The sequence below is a fragment of the Gemmata palustris genome, assembly GCF_017939745.1.
Classification (GTDB): Bacteria; Planctomycetota; Planctomycetia; order Gemmatales; family Gemmataceae; genus Gemmata; species Gemmata palustris.
In genome coordinates, this window is the sequence record NZ_JAGKQQ010000001.1 from 6,049,940 (window position 1) to 6,068,052 (window position 18,113).

Consider the following 18,113-nt stretch of genomic DNA (forward strand, 5'->3'; position numbering starts at 1 on the left):
TGTGGCGCGTTCCCGGAGCGCAGTTATTTTGCCGTGGGTAAATCCGCGTAGACGATCTCGCTCCCGTACAAGCTCTTCGCGCTCGCGATCACCTTCCCCTCATTCGAGACGACGACGCTGAACCCGTACCCGCGCCAGTCTTGTTTCTGATCGACGCTCCAGTTCGCGCCGACGAGGTGGTGCTTGAACGGTTTCACGCGCTCCGGCAACTTCGTCCACATCCACTCGGCCGGGTGCTCCGTGTCCACCCACGCGATCGGGTACAAGAGGCACCAGATCTTGTGCGGCTCGTACTTCTCCAGAATGGTGTGAATGTCGAAGCAGACGCCCAGCCCCACGCGGCCGTACTCCGTGTCGTAAGTCTGCACGCCGCGATCCCCGGCCGTGGCCCACGACTTCTCCGGGTACGGCCACGGCGTCAGTTTGCGGTAGTGCGCGGCCAATTCACCCTTCGGATTCGCGAGGCACACCGTGTTGAAGTAGCGCGGGTCGTTTTTGCCGTTCTTGACGTCCACTTCGAGTAGCGGAATCGTCAGGTAGATGTTCAGTTCCCTTGCGAGCGCGCAGAAGTGTTTCGTGGACGCCCCCGGTACTTCTTCGGCAAAATCCTTCGGGTCTTTCCCTTCAAACGGCTTCTCGATGGGCATTCCCTTCACGTGCCAGTTCGTCTTGAGGTCTTGCGACAGGTAGCCGGTAATCGAGTTTTCGGGCAGCACAACGAACTTCGCGCCGGCTTTGGCGGCCTCTTTGGTGAGCGTGGTGAGCTTCTTGGTGTTCCCCACCACGTCACCGATGTTGGACGAGCACTGCACCGCCGCGACCTTCACGGTTTTCGGCGCAGGTGGCGCCATCGGGTCGGCGGCCGGTACGGTGAGGGACGCGAGGAACGGGAAAAGCGCAAACGCGAGACGCATGACGGAGCCTCCAGCGGGTCACGGGCAGAAGCTCAACATCGCATCTCGCGCGTAACGCCGCTGTCACGAAGATTCGCCATCGGAGTTATCGAGGTGCAGGTGCGGACTCACGCCCTTACCGCCGCGCAGCTCGATCACGCGATCCGCGCGACCCTGCGTGAGTAGCGCGGTGAGATCGACTCCCATCTCCCTGAGCGCGGCGAGGTGGGCGCGCTGGCGCTCGTCGGCCTGCCGCCGGGTTTCCTGCTCGGTTTCGGCGTCGCGCCGGCGCTGTTCGCGGGTCGCAGTGCGCTCGGCTTCTTTCTGCTGCCGCTCGGCGTCTTGGCGCTTGCGGGTGAGGTCGATTTCGGTGTCCACCTCGATCGCTTGTTCGGTGCGCCGGCGCGCTGCGCGGTTCATTTGAGCTGTCAACTTGAAGTCTTCCAGGGTCTGTGCTTGTTCCTCGGTCGCGCGTTCGAGTTGGAGCTTGGTACGAGCTTCGATCGCCTGATCGTGCATCGTTTGCAGCCGGTCCGGTGCGCCGTAGCCGCGATAGACCACCTTGTTGATGCGGTACCCGTTCTGCGTCGCGCGAGCGGTGAGTTGCCGGTACGTTTCCAGTTCGTTGAGGAGGCCGGTTTCCTTCTTGAACCCCTCGAACGTGCGGTGGCCGAGGAAGTCCACCACGTCGGACGTGGCCGCGTTCACGAAGTCACCGATCGGGTCGTGCGTCGCTTCCAGCATCCGGTCGATGTCGAGTAGCTCGAAGAACATCATCAGCTTGATGGTGAGCACCGCGTCGTCGGCGGTGCGAACATCGGTCACGTCGTGGTACATCTGGTCCGGCATCAGCCAGAGCTTCTGGAACACGAGCCCCTTCGCGACCTTCCGAACGCCCTGCGAACCGCCGTCGGAGCCGTGCCACGAAAACGTGTGCAGCCACTCGCCCGGCGCCGGAACGAACAGCGTGGGGCCGTACACGAGGCGCCGGGTGATCGGCGCGTTCTCGATCGCCTTCGAGTACACCACGACCGCTTCTTTTGCGGCGAGTTGCAGCGCTTCTTGCCGAGTGATTTGTTCGTGAATGCGCGGGTCGAACCAGATGTCCGCGGGTCCGGCGAGGTGCTCCTGCCGCCCGTCGCGGAACCGGACGATGAGGAAGTCGCCGGGGTGCGCGACGAAATGCCGCATCCGCTCGAAGCGACTGGAACCGATCCACACGCGCCGCGGGCCGACGATCACCTCCATGCGGCCGTCTTTGCGGATCATCAGGGCGCGCTGTCCGTCTTCGACCGTGTAGTACCACACACCGTTTCTCCCGAGATTGGGGGAACGCTCTTCGCCGGAATTGTTCAAGCCGTACTCGCCCGGCCCCTCTGACATCTCATCCAGGTCAAAATCACCGCTCCCAACACCTTCGAGTTTGAGCGCGCTTTTGATAACCTGTGTCGGTTTCCGAGGCTTCTCCCCGTGAGCGGAGGCGGAGCGGGGTAGGCGCACGGCGCGCCAATCTTGCGGCGTCGGCGCACTGGTGTGCGGCGTGGCGCCGGAGCTTCTGTCTTTCGTGCGCGCGAAATCGATCGCCGTGTCCGTGAACTCCACGAGCATCGAATCGACGGACTGAGTTTCTGATCGGTCGTAGTGCTCGTTGATGGCGCGGAAGATATCCGCACGCGGATACTCAATAAACCTGATGTCTTTGTTGAAGATGAACGAGAGCTTGTCGCGGAGCAGAATGTCGGACGTGTCGGTGGTGGCGACGTGCAGTGAGCGGCCTTCAAGGGCGACCGGAAAGACAAAGTTCTCGCGGGCGACCGATTCGGGGATCAGTTCCACCACGGCGCGCGGCGGATTCAGTGCGGGTGTGTCGCCGGCCGACAGTACCTCCGCAGCTTCCTCTTCCGCGAGGTGCTGCGCGCCCCGCCGCTGAATGAGTGTGGGGATCATGGGAGCCCTCGGCGCCCCAACCCTTGCGGGCGGGGTGGTGTCACCTCAGACTTGGGCATTGCAACCACCCACAGGCGAACCCCGCTCGCAAGGGCGGGGAGTGGTGCTACCAATAGTAGTCGACACCCGCGCCGAGTACTTCACCCGCCGCCCTTGCGGGCGGGGTTCGCCTCAACGCGCGGTCAGCCTCGCTACTTCTGCACAATCCTTGTCGCCGCGGCCGGAGAAGCACACCACCACGACGTCGTCCTTCGACCGTTTCGCGGCAATCTTCATCGCTTCCACGACCGCGTGCGCGGTTTCCAGCGCGGGAAGGATGCCTTCCTTCCGACCGCACAGGTGGAACGCATCGAGGGCTTCTTGGTCGGTTACACTGCAGTATCGCACACGGCTCGCGTCGTGCCAGTAGCTGTGTTCGGGGCCGACGCCGGGGTAATCGAGTCCCGCACTCACGCTGTGAACGTCCGCGGTCTGGCCGTCGTCGTCCTGGAGCACGTAGCTGAAGCTGCCGTGAAGGACACCCGGCTTGCCGTTGCTCAGTGTGGCCGCGTGGTCGCCCGCCCGGGTACTCCGCCCGCCGGCTTCGACGCCCACCAGTTCCACGGTCGCGTCGTCCACGAACGGGTAGAACATCCCAGCCGCGTTCGACCCGCCCCCGACGCACGCGACGACCACTTCGGGCAACTTCCCCACTTGAGTCAGGCACTGGGCCTTCGTTTCGTCGCCAATTGCCGACTGGAAATCGCGCACCATGCGCGGGAACGGGTGCGGGCCGACCACGCTGCCGATGATGTAGTGCGTGTGCTCCACGCTGCTCATCCACTCGCGCATCGCTTCGTTCGTCGCGTCCTTCAGCGTCTTGCTGCCGCTCTCGACCGGGAACACTTCCGCGCCCATCGCGCGCATCCTGAACACGTTCAGTTCTTGGCGCCGGATGTCTTCCGATCCCATGTACACGCGGCACGTCATGCCGAAGAGCGCCGCGGCGGTCGCGGTGGCGACCCCGTGCATCCCGGCACCCGTCTCCGCGATCACGCGGGTCTTGCCCATGCGCTTCGTAATGAGCGCCTGGCCGAGCGCGTTGTTGATCTTGTGCGCGCCGGTGTGGTTTAGATCCTCGCGCTTGAGGTAAATGCGCGCGCCACCGGCCTCTTTCGTGAGCCGCTCCGCGAAGTACAACCGGCTCGGGCGCCCGACGTACTCGTTCAGCAGGCGGTGAAACTCGGCGTGGAACGCCGGGTCGTTCTTCGCGTCGCGGTACGCGGTGTCGAGTTGTTCGAGCGCGAACATGAGCGTTTCGGGCACGAACCGGCCGCCGTAGGGACCGAACCGCCCGCGCGCGTCGGGAACGGCAGATATCGAAGGAGTTGTTGCTGTTACTGTTGGCATGAAAAGTTCACCGCAGGAAGCTCAGGCGAGATAACAACGAGATTGATTGTAGCAGCCCGAACGGGGTTCGCGCCGCGGTGCGGATGCGTCATAATCTCGGTGTCCGTCCCCGCACTCTACGGTCGATTGCATTCAAATGCCCGAATTGCCGGAAGTGGAAACTGTTGTTCGGGATCTGCGCCCGCTGCTCGTCGGGCGCACGATCACCGGCGTGCGACAGAGTAAGCACAAGCTCCGGCGCCCGTGGAAGCCGGCGTGGAACGCGAACGCGACCGGCGCGCGTGTCGAGGGTGTTCGGCGCCGCGGGAAGTGGATTCTGATAGACCTGGCACCCCGATCCCCTTCCCCTCTACTCCGCGTTCACCTCGGTATGTCGGGGCAATTCACCGTCGTGCCCGCAATCCAAACAGAACCGGATCACCTGCACGTCGTGTTCGCGCTCGACAGTGGGAGCGAACTCCGGCTCCGTGACCCGCGTCGGTTCGGCTCGGCAGAGTATTTTCCCGATCGCGCCGCACTCGAAGCTGAAATGCACACGGACCTCGGACCTGAGCCGTTCGGTTTGGACGCGGACTACTTTCGTGGCGCCGTTCGTGGGACCGCCCGTAACCTGAAGGCCATTCTACTCGATCAGAAGATCGTCGCAGGTGTGGGCAACATCTACGCGGACGAGGCCCTATTCCGCGCGAAACTGCACCCGGGGCGTACCGGCAAGAGCGTCACCAACGCGGAATGCGACCTGCTCCGCGAGGCCATCGAAGCGGTGCTCTCACGGGCCATCGAGTCGCGCGGCTCGACCATCCGCGACTACGTGGGCGGATCGGGGCTGCGCGGCGGATTTCAGAACGAGTTCGCGGTGTACGGCCGCACCGACGGGCCGTGTCCGGTGTGCGGCACCGCGATCGCGTGCGCCCGCTTCGCCGGGCGCGCGTCGCACTATTGCCCGCAGTGCCAGGGCACAGCGAGCGGGACACCGGCGAAGCGCAAAAGGGCGCCTCGGGCGCCAACTTCCCGGCCCTGACCCGGTTCTGAACGTTGTCCCCGAATCTCGAATCCCGACCCACGAATTCTGCCATGTCATACAAGGCGTTCAAGCGGTTGATCGGCGAGACCAGCCTGGAGCGGAAGTGCCGCTGGCTGCTCGGCGCCGGCGTGCTCATCCTGATGACCGGCAGCTTCCTCGTGTACGCGAAGCAGACGGAAGGTCTCGCCTACGAGCAACTCGAAACGACCGGTCGGGCGCTGCTGTCGCCGACCGTCGCCCGATTGCACGTGAAAGGCGAACAGTTCGAGGCCGTAGACGAGTTCCAAAAGCTGACCGAGAAGAACTGGCCGGACACACTCAGGGGGTACAACTACAAGCTCATCAAGCCCGACGCGAAGGACGACGACAACAAGTCCATCAGCGAAGACCTCACCGCCGTTCACCGCATCCAGAACGACCCCACCCGGAACGAAGAAACGCGACTGGCCCCGAAAGAGACCGCGTTTTACTACTACGGGGCGATCCGGGCCGGGAACACGTGTGTGAACTGTCACAAGGACGCGGCAAAAGTCGGCGAGCGCCTCGCGCGCCCCGATTTGAAACCGGGCGAGGTGATGGCCGTGGTCCGCATCCGGCTCTCCACGCAGTCCATTGAGGAGGGGTTCCACACCAACCGCGCGGTACTGTTCTCGTTCGCCATCGGCACGTCGCTGCTCATCATTGCGGGCTGCTATCTCATCATCCGCTACGTCATCGTGAAACCGGTAAAACACCTCAAGGAAGTGTCCGAGGCGATCGCGGCCGGCGAACTGAACATCCGCAGCGAGATCCAAACCGGCGACGAGTTTGAAGACCTGTCGCACGCCTTCAACCGGATGCTCCGCAACCTGACGAACATTCAGGAGCGCAACAAGAAGCTGATCGCGGACCTCGACCGCAAAGTGGACGAACTTGCGCGCGTGAACATGGCGCTGTTCGAGGGCAACCGGCTCAAGAGCGAGTTCCTCTCCACCATGAGCCACGAGTTGCGCGACCCGCTCACCAGCATCATCGGGTTCAGCGAAGTACTCCTGGCGGCCGAGAACCTGACCGAGAAACAGCACCGGTACGCCGGGAACATCATGACGAGCGGCCAGCGGCTCATGGCCCTCATTAACGACATTTTGGAACTCGCGAAGCTCGAAGCCGGCAAGATGCGGCTGCACCCCGAACCCCTGAACGCGGCCCAGGCCTGCGAACACGCCGCGTCCCTCATCCGCCCGCAGGCCGAGAAGAAAAACATTGACGTGAAGGTAGTCGCGGACCCGAACGCCCCGCCCACGCGCCAGGACGCGGGTAAGGTCCACCAGATCGTAACCAACCTGCTCTCGAACGCGGTGAAGTTCACCCCGGAGGGCGGGCGCGTCACGCTCAAGGCCGCGACCGACGGGACCGATCTCGTGTTCACCGTGTCGGACACCGGGGTCGGGATCGCGCCCGAAGAACAGGACCTGATCTTCGAGAAGTTCCGGCAGGCCGCGAACCCGATGACGCGCGAGCAGGGCGGCACCGGGCTGGGGCTCTCGATCGTGCGTGAACTGGCGAAGTTGCTCGGCGGCGACGTCACCGTTCACAGCGAACTCGGACGCGGGAGCACGTTCACGGTGCGCATCGCCGCGCGCCTCGCGGACGAACCGCTCCTGGGCTTCGAGTTGGCCGAGGAGCCGCCCGCACTCGCCCCGCGCCCGGAAAGTGTTGCGGGGTAATCGGTTCTCGTTCGCGACCCGGGCAGAAAAACACAGGGCCTACCCAAATGGGTAGGCCCTGTTTCATTCGTGGTTCGCGAATTACGGTTTCGCAGGAGGAACGGGCGGGGTCGGCGGCACGAGCGGGTGGACCAGTTCAACGCGGAAGCGCGGAACGAGGACGTCGGCCTTCTTCGTGTCCGTGCCGGCGAGCGCGCGGGCCATCGCGACCCACGCGGCCTTGCGGTCGGCCGCGGTACCGGCCACGGCGAGCGCGAGCTTCTTCTCGGCATCCGTGGGCAACCGACTCAGCGTCGCGAGCGTAATCGCTTCCAGAACGGCCTCGTTACTCTTCTGGGCCGCGATCAGCTCGCCGACGAGTTTCTCCAGGCGGTCGGCTTGAGGCGCGGGCGGGGCCGCCGGAGCGACCGGGGGAGCCGGCGGCTTCGCGTTGGGCGCGGGGGGGGCCGGGGGAACCGGCGGCTTCGGGGCTTTCGGTGCGGTCGGTTGCACGGGCACGACGAGCGGCTTAGACGGGAGTACCTCGATCGCCAGTTCCCTGGTGACGTCCGGGGTTACGCGGTAGAGGAACTCCCCCTGCGCCTTCAGGTTCGCGGTCTTGAACGCGAGCATCTTCTTCTTCCACTCGTCGCCGAGCTTCTTTTGCACCGCGGGGTCTTTCAGGAGCGTGTCGATGAGTTTCTCGCGCTTCTTCGGGTCCTTGTCCTCGGTGAAGTATTTGACTTCCAGTGCGGTCGGCCCGCTGCCGCGCACGTCGGTGAGCACGCGCTTGAGGAACTCGCCGTCGGTGTCCACGGAGTCCGCAATGAAGTAGTCGAAGGTCGCGAGCCTTTCACTGCCCGGCTTCTCGTCGGGCAGCGTCAGGAACACGTCCTTGTCACCGCGCGCGTCGACCACAGAGTGGAAGAACGTGCCCTCAACTTGCTTTGAGCCCGCGAGGGCCGAGGGCCAGAACCCCAGGTGGTCGCCCGACTTCCCGGCTTTGGCCCCGTACACGCGGACAACGGACCGGTCGGTTTTCTTCGCGTCTTTGTCACCCACGAGCTTTTCGCCCCACACAAGTTGTGTGTCGGCAGTCACAATCAGCTTCTTACCGTCCGGTGTGAAATTGAGCGTTCCGGCGCCGTTCACAATCGCGGGCGCGTCCCCGATCTCGGCCGTGACCGTGCCCTTTTCGTCCGTAACCAGGCGCGCCCGGACCACGCGCACGCGCTCGATCGGTACGCCGAGCTTCTTCGCGATGGTGGCCCGCGTCACCTCGTCGTCGGTGATCCACTCCACCACTTTCGCGCGCTTGTCTTCGTCCCCGTCGGAGACGAAGAACCACGTCTCCACGTCGGTGGGGTTGGTGCCGCGCACGTCGAGGCTCAGGCGGCGGAGGAAGGTCGTGTCGTCGAGGCCCGGTTCCCCCGCCCGGATGCTCTTCAAGCGCTCCGTAACGTACTCGCCGACGGATTCCGCGGTCGCGGCCTTGGAACTCGCCTTGGTTGCGTTCGCCCCGCCCGTTGTGGCGGGTTGGTCACCGGCCGCGGCCGGCACGAGGCCCACGCCCAGCCCGGTCGTGAGCGCCAGGGCGACCGCGGCGAGTACCGCGACCGCCTTCAGTTTGGCGATCATCATCATTCGTATCACTCCTTCGGATAGTTGAACGGCCTGAGCGGACACGAGTGAGTTCAGTGCGCCCTGCGCAGCGCCCATTTCGACCGCGCGCACCACGCCCGTGACCAGCGTGTACGGGACCGCCGACGCGGAGGCGTGCTGGCCCAACAGCCCCGCGAGTGCGCCCCCCGAGAGGGCCACGCCCCTTCGGGTGAGGCGGGTCGCGAGGGTGCGCCGGGCCGAGGCCAGGCGCGTCGCGAGCGTGGCGGGGGGCACGTTCAAGTGCTTCGCCACTTCGCGCTGGGGGCGCCCCTCCAGATCGCACAGCACGACCGGGAGCCGGAGCTTGTCCGGGAGCCGGGCCAGTTCCTCGTCGATCACGACTTGGAGGTCGCCCCACGCGGGCGCGGCGGACGGGGCGGTCGGTTCGGGCATGACGTCCACCTGCTTCTCGCGGGACCGGCGCCGGGCCAGAACCATTCGGGCCTTGAGCGCCGTGCGGTACGCCACACCGTAGAGCCAGCTCCCGACCCGTTCGCGGGGCCGCACGGACGCGGCGCGCCGGGCCAGGACCAAAAATGTGGCCTGGAACGCATCGTCCGCGGTGGTGTGGTCACCCACTACGCGCCGGCACACGCCGAGCACCATCGCCCCGTGCCGCCGGACCAGTTCGGCGAAGGCGTCGGCGGCTTCCTGCGACTGCGCGTCCCCGGCCCGGGCGCCCCCCAATCCCCCGCTTGCGCTCTGAACAAACGCGCCGAGGAGCTCGCCGTCCGTGCGCGCGGCCGACTGGCGGGCCATCACGACCCGTCGGAGCGTGGGCATCAACCGTTCGGCTTGCCCGGTGGGCATGGGAGGCCTCTTTCAACGGTTCCGTGTCGTAGAGCCTGAGCTGCAGTCGAGCTACGGGCCTTTCCAACTCGGAACCCGGAACGACTCGTGTCCGTCACCGTGTATTGCCCGCGAACGCGCCGGCGCTCGGAGTGATTTTGGGCACCCACGGAAAGTAGTTCGATTTTACCCCGTTTGAAGGCGCTTGCGCACAGTGCAAAAGCGCCGACGCCCTTTATGCAGGTGGGGCGACACCAAAATGAGAGCCCCGCAGTCGTAATCCGCGTCGCGTCGGGAGATTCACCCTCTTTGACCGCGAGCCGTTCCGGGTAAACCGCGCGCCGGGCCTCTGGTCCGCTCATTTCGGCCCCGAATTTTCCGGGCAACGGGTACCAATTCTGCGCGGGTTACCCAGGTCGCGACCGCGCGCGGGGCGCCCCGGTTTACCCGCGCGCCGGTAGCCCGTTCAGCTTCGCGCGGTACGGGTCCGAAGCCCTGATTTTTCTTGGTGAAGGGCCGATTTTCGGGGGCAAGAGCGCTTGACCTGAGCGGAGCGTGCGTTATCGTCCCGCGACTTTCCGCAACACGTGCGCAAAGTGCCGTATTCAGGGGATCGGCCTCTCGGACGAACCGGGGGGCCGGGTCGAAGCAGGTTGGGGAGCCTGCGGCGGCCGGTCGTTCATGCAGTCCGTTGAAGGGGGAGCGGGTTATGCGCCATCGGTACATCGGGGGAGCCGTGCTGGCGGCCGTGGTTGCGATCGCGTGGCCGGGCGGGGCCACGGCCCAAGAGGGTGGGGGGTTCCAAACACCCATCAACAGTGAAAACGTGATCCCAATTCCGACCGGGCGGGCCGGGGAACCGGGGTTCTACTTCGGTGCCGAGTTCGTCATGCTCACGCAGACGCGGGCCCTGGGGAACCAGTCGATCGGGGTGCGCGGGTTCTTCGACGCCCAGGGCGCGATCACCGGCGTCCCGGGCACGTTCGTCGGGAGCGGGGTCGACGCACTGAACACGAACAAGATGGGCCGCCGGGAGTTCCAGCCCGGGTTCAAGGTGGAAATCGGGTACAAATTTGACACCGGTACCCGGATCTACGCCAACTACTTGCAGTTGTACGACGCGCACTACTCGGCGGGGGCCACACAGTACCCGCTCGGGTTCCGCGCCCGGCCCGACCTGGCCGACACGTTTCTGTCGGCCCCGGTGTACAACTTCAACCAACTGTTCAACGGGCCGTTGCAGGACACCGCGTTCGACAACGGGACCAACGGCGGGGGCAACACGGTCGGCATCTGGAACGCGGCCGACGTGATGGACACGAAATTCACCCAGCGGTACCAACAGGCCGAAATCGGGATGCGGATCCCGATGTACGCGACCGAGATGAGCAGCGTGTACGGGCTCTCCGGTGCCCGGTTCGCGTGGTTCTTCGAGCGCTTCACCTGGCGCACGGTGGACATCGACAACTCCGGCAACAGCACGCCGCAGAGTGCGGCCGTGTACACCAACTCGCTCTCGCAGCGCATGTACGGTCTGTTCGTCGGGTGCGGGCACGAGGTCTACCTCGGTAACATGTTCTCGGCCAGCCTCGACCTGACGGCCGCCGCGTACATGGACGTGGCCAAGCAGCGGGCCAAGTACGAACTCGGGGACAAGACCACGCAGTCCAAGTTCGGGCGCGAGTCGTTCGACCTGGTGCCCAGTGCCACGGCCGACTTCAACCTGTGGATGTACCCGGTCGAGGGCGTGCAACTGAAACTCGGGTACAGCGGGATGTCGTTCTTCAACACCCGGTACATGCGGGAGCCGGTGGGGTACAACTTCGGGAACATCGACCCGAACTACGGGACCAAGTACTTCCGGCTGATTCACGGGTTCAATGTGGGCATCGGGTTCTTCTTCTAAGCCAAGCGGGACGACCCATCCTAATCCCCAAATGCGGTCCGCCGCGCGCCTCCGGGGGGAGGCGTGTGGCGGACCGTGTTGGCGCTTGCGCGGACCGAACGAGTGCCCGATGGCCCGCCGGCGCCCGCGCACGGTCGGGCCGAACGACCGGCGCCGAACCGTCGGGATGTGTCACCCGGATTCGGTCGCCCTTGGGCCGCCGGTAGGGTACCGGGCGTTCATCATTCCCCAGGGTGATTGCCGAGCCCGCCGGGGCGGGTATAATCCCCCCCTGTCCCGCGGACGCCCACCGGTTCGCGGCTCGCGACACACTTCAGACACTTTGAGGAGCCAGCATGGCCGACGGGCGCGACCAATCCGGCGGGTTCAGTTACCGCACGGCCCTACCGTGGACGAACATATTTCGGTCCTTCCAGATTGCCCTGGACCCGAGGAAGCTGTTCGTCGCCGCCCTCGGCATCCTCGCGATGTCGTTCTCCTGGTGGCTGCTGTCGAACGTCTTCTATTACAAGGCCCCGCTCGCGACCGACCAGGAATACAGCGGGGGGACCCTTCGGAAGGAATACGACGGCAAGAAAAAGGCGAACGACGCCAACTACACCGACGAAGACCTCGCCCGGATCGGCGCGGAACGGTACAAGCGGGACTACGAGCAGTGGCAGCAACTCGACGCGCTCGCCGGCCCGGGCGGGCGGTTCCGCACGATGCCGTGGTACGAGTACCGCGGGCCGAACCCGTTCCTGTTCTTCACCGACGCGCTCGGCGGGTCGGCCGCGGACCGCGAGAAGGTCGTTTACGGGTTCTTCAGCGGGTCCGTGCCGGTTCTCATCGAGCCGCTCGTGAAACTGCTGCTGCCGGTCGCGAAGCTCCTCTCGCCCGGGGTCAGCCCGCTCACCCGCATGTACCTGTTCCTCATCCTGCTCAGCAACGTGGCGGTGTGGGCGTTCTGCGGGGGCGTCATCACCCGGCTCGCGGCGGTCCAGCTCGCGAACAAAGGGCCGATCACCCTGAAGCAAGCGGTCCGGTTCGTGGCCCAGCGCTACCTGAGTTACCTCGGCGCGCCACTGGTGCCGCTCGGGATCATCGGCCTGGTCGTGGTCGGGCTGGTCCTGTACGGCCTCGTAGCGCTGATCCCGTTCATCGGTGACATCGTGCTGCTCGGCGTCGGCCTGCCGCTGGTCATCGTCGGCGGGGCCATTATGACGGTGTTCCTGGTCGGCCTCGTCGGGTACCCGATGATGTACACCACGCTGAGCGTGGAGGGCGACCAGAGCGACACGTTCGACGCGCTGAGCCGGTCGGTGAACTACGTCTACCAGGCGCCGTGGCACTACCTCTGGAACTGGTTCGTCGCGATCATCTACGGCGCGGCGGTGACGCTGTTCGTGCTGTTCTTCGCGTCGGTCACGGTGTACGTCGGCAAGTGGGCCGTGGGCCTCACGGCCAGCGGGGTCTGGCAGGACCGGAAACCGGAGTACCTGTTCATCTACGCCCCGGAATCGTTCGGCTGGAAGGAACTGCTGACGAAGGACAGCCCCTACGCCGTACAGGGCGAGTGGGTGGGGCTGGACCGCGACGGTAATACAACGACCGAATCGACGAAGGTGATCCGTCAGGTGTACCAGTACAAGCCGGTGAACCAGGAGCTCTACGTCGAGAGCAAGAAGGAATTCTGGATGTACAACACGTGGGGCGCCGGGATCGTGTGCTTCTGGCTCACGCTGGCGTTCCTGATGATGTTGGGCTTCAGCTACAGCTTCTTCTGGTCCTCCGCGACGATGATCTACTTCCTGATGCGGAAGAAAGTGGACGAGGCGGAACTGGACGAAGTGTTCGAGGACGACGAGCCGGAAGCCCCGCTGGCCCCGCCGAAACTGGCACCGACCCCGGCGCCCGCGCCGGCCGATGCCACCGTTCCGCTCGGCAGCGCCCTACTGAACAAGCCGGCGGTTTCGCCCCCCGTGGTGGCCCCTCCTCCGGTCGTGGTCAGCCCGCCGCCGGTGGTCGTGCAATCGCCGCCTCCGCCCCCGGCGACGCTCCCGTTCAGCCCGCCGACCGCGAGCAGTCCGCCTCCGGTGCCGGCGATTAGCCCGCCCACGCCGCCCGCGGAGCCGAAGAAGCCCGCGGACGATGCCGAGGCCCCGCTGGGTTGATCGTCCATTGGGGCCTCCACTCAGAGGACGGAAGAAAAACGTGCGTGAGCTTAGCCCCGGAAGGGGCGTCCGATAACGCGAACAAGCCCCGTAGGGTGCCGGTCAACACTGGCGCCCTACGGGGCTAAAAGCTCCACACATCCGATCTGTGTTCTCTGTTCTCTGTTCTCTGTTCTCTGTTCTCTGTTCTCTGCCTTCTGTCTTTCCGCTTTCTCTGACGGCAGGTGAGTGAATGGGCCGGCCGATCCTGCTCTTCAGTGGTCCGTGGGCCGATCTGCCGCTCGATTCGCTCGCGACGAAGGCCGCGAGTTGGGGGTACGCCGGGTTCGAGCTGTGCTGCTGGGGCGATCACCTCGAAGCACAGCGCGGGCTTTCCGACGACGGCTACGCGCCCGCGCGCCTCGACCTACTCGCGCGCCACGACCTGCAAGTTCCCGTCATCGCGAATCATAAAGTTGGACAGGCCGTTTCGGACGTCATCGACAAGCGCCACCAGTCGCTGCTCCCCGATTACGTGTGGGGCGACGGCACGCCCGCGGGGGTCCAGCAGCGCGCCGCGGAGGAAATGAAGGCGACGTTCCGGCTCGCGGAGCGACTCGGGGCGGGCGTCGTGAGCGGGTTCACCGGGTCGCCCATTTGGGGGTACGTCGCGGGGTACCCGGCGCCGCGGCAGGACGTCATCGCGGACGCGCTGCGGCAGTTCGCGCACCAGTGGCACCCGATCCTGGACGCGGCCCGTGAAGCGGGCGTGCGGTTCGCGTGCGAGGTCCACCCGGGGCAACTCGCGTTCGATCTGTACTCCGCGGAACTCGTCCTCGACGCCTTGGACGGGCGCGAAGACTTCGGCTTCACGTTCGACCCGAGCCACATGCACTGGCAGGGGATCGATCCGGTCGAGTTCTTGCGCCGGTTCCCGGACCGCATCTATCATGTCCACATCAAGGACGCGCAGTTGACGCTCAACGGCCGCGCCGGGGTGCTGGCAGGGTACTGGCCGAGCGGCGACCCGCGGGCCGGGTGGCAGTTCCGCTCGCCCGGTCACGGCGGCATCGACTGGCCCGCCATTATCCGCGGGCTGAACGCCATCGGTTACGACGGGCCGCTCTCGGTGGACTGGCACGATCCGGGAATGGACCGCGAGTACGGCGCCGCGGACGCGCTGCGGTTCCTGAAGCAGCTCGACTTTGACCCGCCGGCGCACGGCCCGAAAGCGTTCCGGGGGTAGCCCGTTACGGAAACGAAACCATGCCTTATGTGAACGTGCGAATCACCCGGGACGGCGTCACGGCCGAACAAAAGGCGCAGATCGTCGCCGAGATCACGCAGACGCTCCAGCGCGTTCTGGGCAAGCGGCCGGAGCACACGCACATCATTATCGACGAGATCGACCCAGAAAACTGGGGGTTCGCGGGCCAATTAACGACAGAATACCGGAAGAGCGAAGGGAGCCGCTAATCGCGGCCTTCGGGATTCAACCATGCGATTCCCAACTTATGACGAAGCCGAAGTGCTGAAGCGCACGTGGACGGACAAGTACGTCCGCGTGAAGCCGGGGCACACGGAGTACGAGCGGTTCGCGGGCAAAGTGGGCCGCGTGGTGACGGTGAACTACGGGGGCCGGGCGATCATCGACTTCGCTGATGGCGCCTGGTACGACATCCCCGCAACGGATGCGCACCTCGAAGTGGTCCCGGACGCGGACGCGAAGGACAGATTCGACGCTACTGCCAACAGTGCTCAGAAGTTGCCCGGCCGACAGGGGTAACTGATGCCCGTTTCAGACCTCTGGCACCGCCGGTACAATTGGCTCAATCGCCAATCGCCGCTCCGATTACTGCTACTGGTCGCGGGCGTCGGGTGCCTATCGTGTGCGGGGTGCGTTGGTATCAGCATTCTCCCCAGTCTGTACCAATACGCATTTCAACTCACGCCCGAGGATCGCGAGTACCGCCGCACGCGGCGCGCGATTTCCCCCGATGGGCTGCCGAGCGTCGGTCGGCGACTGAAGACCGAGATGGAGTCGATTCCCGATCCCGATACGGCGTTACAATTACATCCCGATTGGGACACACTACGGTTCCCGAACGGCGAATGGGTGTTCGGACACGGAATCAGCAGCCACGATCACCTTCGCCTGGGGAGCGGCACACAGGTCGTGAAGGACAGCCGCGGGCACGTGCGAATTTTCTTCGGCCACGTCTGCGGACCGAACGGCGGGATCGGTGCGTTCCACGGAGCATCGTCGGCCAAGTCGCTCGATGACTTCTACCGGCAGTTGTCCGAGCCATTTGGCTTCCACGAATGGGTTCCCGACTAATAGAATTCCCCCATGCTCCTCCTGATCGACAACTACGACTCGTTCACTTACAACCTCGTGCAGCGGTTCGGGGAGATCGACTCCGCGCTGAACATGAGGGTCGTGCGAAACGACCAGATCACGCTCGACGAGATCGCGGGGCTCGCGCCCACGCACATCGTCATTTCCCCCGGCCCGTGTACGCCGAAGGAAGCCGGGATCTCCAACGCCGTGCTGGAGCGGTTCGCGCCCACGGTACCGGTGTTCGGCGTGTGCCTGGGCCACCAGTGCATCGGCCACACGTTCGGCGGCGAGGTGATCCGCAACAGCCGCATCATGCACGGGAAGGTGTCGCCCATTCACCATGACGGTAAGGGGCTGTTCGCGGGGATGAGTAACCCGTTCGATGCGACCCGGTATCACTCGCTGGTCATCAAGAAAGAGACGTGGGCGAACCCGGACTTTGAAGTGTCGGCCTGGACCGCCGAAGGCGAGATCATGGGCGTGCGCCACAAAACATGGCCGCTCCACGGCGTTCAGTTCCACCCGGAGAGCTTCCTCACGGTCGAGGGGCCGACCATCCTACGGAACTTCTTGGCCCTTCGCGGCTAGCGTCGGGTTCCTCCTCATTACGCCGCCGAGTGTCGTAACGAGAAGACCGATCACCCCAGTTCCTGATACACCCGCGCGTGTTGCTCCGCAAAGCGAGCCACACCGAACCGTTCCGCCGCGCGGGTTCGGCCGGCTGCGCCCATGCGTGCGGCCGCGTCCGGGTCCGCGAGTAGCGCCTGCGATTTGGCGGCCAGCGCGGGGCGGTCCCCGTGCGGCACGACGAAACCGGTCACGCCGTCCTCAATGATTTCACTCAGTTCCGGCGTGTTGTACGCAACCACCGGCTTGCCCGCGGCCATCGCCCGCAGTGCCAGGTGCTCGCCGCCGCGCTCACACGTCACCCACACCTGATCCGCCAGAAGCGTCGCGGCGGCGAGATCGGGCCGGGCGCCGCTAAAGCGGACACGGAAGTCGTCGAACGCGAGCGCCCGCCCCAACCCCTCCACCGCCGCCCGGTCGCGCCCGTCGCCGGTGAGCACCAGTTGGAGCGCGGGCGAACTGTACCGGATCATGTCGAACACACCGACCGCGTCCTTCGTGCCGTGTGCGGCGTCCAGGCGCCCTCCGGCGAAGATCAGTTGCGCATCTTTGGGGGCACCCACGTCCGAGCAGAATTGGACACGATCGGGGGGTTCCTCGATCAGCGCTACGGCGGGTGCGATTCGCGTGAGGCGGTCGCTGGCCACTCCGATCCGCCGGTACCGTTCGCCCTGCGCCCAGCCGGTCGCAATCACGCGGTCCGCGCGCCGGACCTGGCGCGCGGTGAGCCACCCGCTCACCCCGCCGCCGGGGGGCACCGCGCCGGTGGCCACGAGTCGAGGGGCGGTCCCCTCGTCGTAGCCCGCCAAGCACAGGCGCGCGACCCGAACCGCGTCGGGTCCGAACGTGTGAAAGATCGTTGCGCCGCAACCCTGAACGGCGCGCCGGAGCCGGCGCATTCCGCTGAGGTCGAGCGCGGTGCGCACCGGTAGCGCGGCGACCGCGACGCCCGAGGCCCGCAGCGCATCGGCAGCGGCCCCGGTCGCGGGACCGAGCGCCCCGACCGTGACCTCGAACCGGTCGCGCGGCAGCGCGCGAGCCAACAGCGCGAGTTGCCCCGCCGCGTCACTATCACCGAGATCGGACGCCAAGAAAAAGAGCTTCACAAGTATCGACTTGGGTTCCCGGAAACGATACGGATATGGGCGAAACACACTCTAATCGCGAACCTCGAAACGCGGAATACGAAACCCTATTCGCCGCCCAGGAGCACCCCGACGAACGGGAGGTGCCGGTACTCGTCGTTGAAGTCCAGCCCGTAGCCGACGACGAACTTGTCCGGGATCGTGAACCCGACGAAGTCGGGCTCGAACGGCACCTCCTGGCGCCCGATCTTGCGCAGCAGCACGCCCACTTTCACCGACGCCGCGCCGCGGTCGATCAGGTGCGCGACCACGCGCGTGAGTGTCTTCCCCGTATCGAGGATGTCGTCCAGGAGCAGGATGTGCTTGCCCGCGATGTCGGGCAAGAGTTCGTCGCGGATCTCCAGGAGCCCCGGAACGAGCGTCTCCCCGCGGTAGCTCGACGCAGTAATGAACGCGACCCGCAGAGGCAAGTTAATGCGCCGGATCAGGTCGGCCGTGAACATGAGGCAGCCGGTCAGAATGCCCACTACTGTGACCGGCTTACCGTCGTAGGTGCGAGCGATCTCGGTGGCCAATTCCTCCACGCGCGCGTGAATCCGGTCGGCGGTGATTAGCACTTCCATTGGGTAGCTC

The 18,113-nt window shown here is 65.4% G+C and carries 15 protein-coding genes; 9 read left to right on the top strand and 6 right to left on the bottom strand.

Annotated elements, in window-relative coordinates:
* Positions 1-23: 23 nt before the first annotated feature.
* The 3 genes from J8F10_RS25150 to trpB all read right to left on the bottom strand — a co-directional run bounded on the left by J8F10_RS25150 (position 24) and on the right by trpB (position 4,229).
* Entirely contained in the window at positions 24-914 is an 891-nt protein-coding gene (locus J8F10_RS25150; protein WP_210658634.1) for a carbon-nitrogen hydrolase family protein, read from the bottom strand.
* A gap of 63 nt (positions 915-977) precedes the next feature.
* Positions 978-2,840 (bottom strand): GspE/PulE/PilB domain-containing protein, encoded by a 1,863-nt coding sequence (locus J8F10_RS25155; RefSeq protein ID WP_210658636.1) that lies wholly within the window; start codon positions 2,838-2,840, stop codon positions 978-980.
* A gap of 171 nt (positions 2,841-3,011) precedes the next feature.
* Entirely contained in the window at positions 3,012-4,229 is a 1,218-nt protein-coding gene (trpB, locus tag J8F10_RS25160; protein ID WP_210658638.1) for a tryptophan synthase subunit beta, read from the bottom strand.
* 136 nt (positions 4,230-4,365) lie between these two features.
* Here trpB and mutM point away from each other — a divergent pair, with 136 nt between their 5' ends.
* Positions 4,366-5,250 (top strand): bifunctional DNA-formamidopyrimidine glycosylase/DNA-(apurinic or apyrimidinic site) lyase, encoded by an 885-nt coding sequence (mutM, locus tag J8F10_RS25165; RefSeq protein ID WP_210658640.1) that lies wholly within the window; start codon positions 4,366-4,368, stop codon positions 5,248-5,250.
* Between the two features lie 53 nt (positions 5,251-5,303).
* A complete protein-coding gene (locus J8F10_RS25170; protein WP_210658644.1) occupies positions 5,304-6,959 on the top strand; it encodes an ATP-binding protein in 1,656 nt (551 codons plus the stop codon).
* A gap of 81 nt (positions 6,960-7,040) precedes the next feature.
* Here J8F10_RS25170 and J8F10_RS25175 read toward each other — a convergent pair whose 3' ends face one another.
* Positions 7,041-9,410: an RNA polymerase sigma factor gene (locus tag J8F10_RS25175; protein WP_210658646.1), complete on the bottom strand. Its 2,370-nt coding sequence runs from the start codon at positions 9,408-9,410 to the stop codon at positions 7,041-7,043.
* A 688-nt stretch (positions 9,411-10,098) separates the two neighbouring features.
* On the opposite strand from J8F10_RS25175, the gene J8F10_RS25180 reads away from it, so the two are divergent.
* From J8F10_RS25180 to J8F10_RS25210, 7 genes are all read left to right on the top strand, one after another.
* Positions 10,099-11,295: a hypothetical protein gene (locus J8F10_RS25180; RefSeq protein ID WP_210658650.1), complete on the top strand. Its 1,197-nt coding sequence runs from the start codon at positions 10,099-10,101 to the stop codon at positions 11,293-11,295.
* A 335-nt stretch (positions 11,296-11,630) separates the two neighbouring features.
* Positions 11,631-13,448 (top strand): hypothetical protein, encoded by a 1,818-nt coding sequence (locus tag J8F10_RS25185; RefSeq protein ID WP_210658651.1) that lies wholly within the window; start codon positions 11,631-11,633, stop codon positions 13,446-13,448.
* A 232-nt stretch (positions 13,449-13,680) separates the two neighbouring features.
* Entirely contained in the window at positions 13,681-14,673 is a 993-nt protein-coding gene (locus J8F10_RS25190) for a sugar phosphate isomerase/epimerase family protein (protein WP_210658653.1), read from the top strand.
* Positions 14,674-14,693: 20 nt separating this feature from the next.
* On the top strand, positions 14,694-14,903 hold the full coding sequence (locus J8F10_RS25195) for a tautomerase family protein (protein ID WP_210658656.1): 210 nt from the start codon (positions 14,694-14,696) through the stop codon (positions 14,901-14,903).
* 22 nt (positions 14,904-14,925) lie between these two features.
* Positions 14,926-15,213: a hypothetical protein gene (locus J8F10_RS25200; protein ID WP_210658658.1), complete on the top strand. Its 288-nt coding sequence runs from the start codon at positions 14,926-14,928 to the stop codon at positions 15,211-15,213.
* 3 nt (positions 15,214-15,216) lie between these two features.
* The gene (locus tag J8F10_RS25205; protein ID WP_210658660.1) at positions 15,217-15,765 is read left to right on the top strand and encodes a hypothetical protein; all 549 of its coding nucleotides are present in this window, start codon (positions 15,217-15,219) and stop codon (positions 15,763-15,765) included.
* Between the two features lie 12 nt (positions 15,766-15,777).
* A complete protein-coding gene (locus J8F10_RS25210; RefSeq protein ID WP_210658663.1) occupies positions 15,778-16,356 on the top strand; it encodes an anthranilate synthase component II in 579 nt (192 codons plus the stop codon).
* Between the two features lie 50 nt (positions 16,357-16,406).
* On the opposite strand, the gene J8F10_RS25215 is transcribed toward J8F10_RS25210, so the two are convergent.
* Together J8F10_RS25215 and hpt are read right to left on the bottom strand one after the other, a co-directional pair.
* The gene (locus tag J8F10_RS25215; protein ID WP_210658665.1) at positions 16,407-17,501 is read right to left on the bottom strand and encodes a glycosyltransferase; all 1,095 of its coding nucleotides are present in this window, start codon (positions 17,499-17,501) and stop codon (positions 16,407-16,409) included.
* An 86-nt stretch (positions 17,502-17,587) separates the two neighbouring features.
* On the bottom strand, positions 17,588-18,103 hold the full coding sequence (hpt, locus tag J8F10_RS25220; protein WP_210658668.1) for a hypoxanthine phosphoribosyltransferase: 516 nt from the start codon (positions 18,101-18,103) through the stop codon (positions 17,588-17,590).
* Positions 18,104-18,113 lie beyond the last annotated feature (10 nt).